This window comes from Hydrogenophaga sp. (assembly GCF_051007235.1).
Classification (GTDB): Bacteria; Pseudomonadota; Gammaproteobacteria; order Burkholderiales; family Burkholderiaceae_C; genus Hydrogenophaga.
In genome coordinates this window covers 1-2,245 of the sequence record NZ_JBPCSJ010000175.1, presented here as the reverse complement: position 1 = coordinate 2,245, position 2,245 = coordinate 1, and the positions used below count along the sequence as shown (strand labels likewise).

Genomic DNA, 2,245 nt, shown 5'->3' with positions numbered 1-2,245 from the left:
GCCCAGGCCCACGATGGCCAATGCGATCCAGAGGTAGTCGATGCCGCGGCGCGAGGTGAAGCAGGCCACGGCCAGCGGGCCGCTGAACTCGATGGCCACCGCGACACCGAACGGGATGGTCTGGATCGACTGGTAGAACATCAGGTTCATGCAGCCCAGGGCCATGCCATAGCGCACGAGGTTCTTGAAGTCGGCTCGGGTCGTGGTCCAGCGCCAGGGGCGCCAGATCAGCAGCAGCCAGCAGGCCGAGAAGCCCACACGCAGCGCGGTGGTGCCCAGCGCGCCTACCTGCGGGAACAGCTGCTTGGCGAACGATGTGCCGATGCCCAGCGCGACGACCGAGCCGAGCACAGCCAGCAGGGGCACGGCCTGTGCCCAACGCGAAGAAGCTGTCATGTGAAACCCAACACGACCCGCCGCCGAGCCGCCCCAAGGCGGGTCAGCCCCCCGGGGGGGCAGCGACCCGCGCAGCGGCGCAGCGTGGGGGTTTTGTGCATCAGACCAGGGGCACGGTGAAGCGGGCGATGACCGGTTTCGTGTCCGGCCGCACGCCGCGCCACCATTCAAAAGCCTCGGCTGCCTGTTCCACCAGCATGCCCACGCCGTCGGCCAGCTGGGTCACACCCGCGGCCTGGGCCTGTTGCAGGAAGGTGGTCAGGCCCTTGCCGTAGACCAGGTCGTAGGCGAGGGCGCCCGGGGCGAAGACGCTGGGAGGCAGCGGCAGCGCGTCTTTGGACAGGCCGGTGGACGTGGCGTTGAGGACCACATCGAAGGTCTCGCCCGCCAGCTCGTCGTACCCGCCGGTCTGCAGGGCGGCGTGGGCGGCGAAGTCGGTTTTGAGGCCGTGGGCCTTGGCGGCGGTGCGGTTGGCCACGGCGATCACCGCGGGCTGCTGCGCCGCGATGGGCAGGATGGCGCCGCGCGTGGCACCGCCGGCGCCGCAGATCAGCACCCGCTTGCCGGCCAGCGACACGCCCAGGTTGCGCTGAATGTCGTTCACCAGACCCAGGCCGTCGAAGTTCTGCGCGTGGATGCGGCCGCCTTCGAACTTGAGTGCGTTGACCGCGCCGGCCAGGCGGGCCGATTCCATCGGGTCGGTGGCGATCTCGAAGGCCTGCAGCTTGAAGGGGATGGTGACGTTCATGCCCCGGCCGCCGTTGGCGATGAAGGCCTCGACCGTGGCCTTGAAGCCGTCCAGCGGGCCTTCGATGGCGGTGTACTCGATGTCCTGCCCGGTGGCCTGCGCGAAGGCGCCGTGGATCAGGGGGGACTTGCTGTGGCCAATGGGGTTGCCGATGACGGCGTAGCGGTCGGTCATGGTGCTCAAAGCGTTGCGGTGCGGGCGGTTCGGGGGCAATTCGGTGCGGGCCGACATTGTCGCGCATGGGTCGTTACCATGCCGCGATGACCCAGACCCTCAAAATCGACTTCGTCTCCGATGTGTCCTGCCCGTGGTGCGCCATTGGCCTGGCCGCGCTGGAGCAGGCCCTGGCCCGCGTGCAGCCCGATGTGGCGGCCGAGCTGCACTTTCAGCCCTTTGAACTGAACCCGCAGATGGGGCCCGAGGGCCAGGACATCACCGAGCACCTGACGCAGAAATACGGCAGCTCGGCCGAGCAGCAGGCCCAGATCCGCGAAACCATCCGCCAGCGTGGCGCGGAGGCCGGCTTTGTGTTCAAGGCCGAGGGCCGTGGCCGCATCTGGAACACCTTCGACGCGCACCGCCTGCTGACCTGGGCCGCCGCCGAAGGCCAGCCCGGGCAGCAACACGCGCTCAAGAAGGCGCTGCTGGAGGCCTACCACGGTCGGGCGCAAAGCCCGGCCGACCATGCGGTGCTGCTGGCCTGCGCCCAGACCGCCGGGCTGGACGCCACCCGCGCCGCCGCGGTGCTGGCCAGCGATGCGTTCGCCGACGAGGTGCGCGAGCGCGAACAGTTCTTCACCGGTCACGGCATCCACTCGGTGCCGGCGGTCATCATCAACGACCGCCACCTCATCTCGGGCGGCCAGCCCGCGGCCGTGTTCGAGCAGGCCTTGCGCCAGATCGCCGCGGGCGCCTGAGCCCGCACCCTCTCAAGGGACGGCGCCGCATCCCTTGAGGGCGGGTCGCACCGGACGCTGATCCGGCCCGCGGCCCCCGCCTTGCCGCGCGTCCCCACACACCCGGTGCACACCGGGTGTCGTTCCTCCTCCATCCATTCGATGCCCGCCACTCCGGCGGTCGTGCCGTGCACGCCCGCGCGCG

At 70.1% G+C, this 2,245-nt stretch carries 3 protein-coding genes; 1 reads left to right on the top strand and 2 read right to left on the bottom strand.

What is annotated here, in order from left to right:
* Positions 1-396: EamA family transporter (locus ACR2JA_RS06215; protein WP_434008238.1), on the bottom strand; the 396-nt coding region annotated here is incomplete at its 3' end.
* A 100-nt stretch (positions 397-496) separates the two neighbouring features.
* Complete coding sequence (gene aroE, locus ACR2JA_RS06210; RefSeq protein WP_434008239.1) at positions 497-1,318, bottom strand: shikimate dehydrogenase; 822 nt, start codon at positions 1,316-1,318, stop codon at positions 497-499.
* A gap of 86 nt (positions 1,319-1,404) precedes the next feature.
* Here aroE and ACR2JA_RS06205 point away from each other — a divergent pair, with 86 nt between their 5' ends.
* Positions 1,405-2,061, top strand: coding sequence for a DsbA family oxidoreductase (locus tag ACR2JA_RS06205; protein WP_434008237.1), 657 nt, complete (start codon positions 1,405-1,407; stop codon positions 2,059-2,061).
* Positions 2,062-2,245: the final 184 nt, after the last annotated feature.

What these genes read in the sequence shown, in the direction of transcription:
- aroE (WP_434008239.1), bottom strand. Translation starts at nt 1,318, where the DNA reads ATGACCGACCGCTACGCCGTCATCGGCAACCCCATTGGCCACAGCAAG.
- ACR2JA_RS06205 (WP_434008237.1), top strand. Translation starts at nt 1,405, where the DNA reads ATGACCCAGACCCTCAAAATCGACTTCGTCTCCGATGTGTCCTGCCCG.